Annotated in this window: 1 pseudogene; it reads left to right on the top strand. The window is 30.3% G+C overall.

What is annotated here, in order from left to right:
* Nucleotides 1-30: 30 nt before the first annotated feature.
* Nucleotides 31-290, top strand: a pseudogene (locus A6E06_RS15215) (GNAT family N-acetyltransferase); the annotation flags it as partial.

The raw sequence follows: 290 nt of genomic DNA, 5'->3' as shown, positions 1-290 counted from the left end.
GTTATGCAGGCGTTATGCGCAAAAAGGATAATGATGATAATTAGAGAAATTTTAAGTAAAGACATTGATACGATTTTAGAGTTAAACGAGAAGTTCGTAGACGTATTAAGTCCGATGGATAAAAGTAAGTTATTGAGGCTAATTGAAATATCTGCATTATCAGTTGTAATTGAAGACGAGAGCCATGTTGTTGGTTTTCTGATTGCACTAATTGAAAATGTGGAATATGAAAGTATTAATTATCAATGGTTCAATGAAAATTATGGTTCATTTTTATACATCGATAGAAT

Origin of the sequence: Aliivibrio sp. 1S175 (assembly GCF_001690985.1) — a bacterium.
In the GTDB taxonomy this organism is placed as follows: domain Bacteria; phylum Pseudomonadota; class Gammaproteobacteria; order Enterobacterales; family Vibrionaceae; genus Aliivibrio.
The sequence above is the reverse complement of the archived record's forward strand: the minus strand, read 5'-3'. Positions and strand labels throughout refer to the sequence as shown.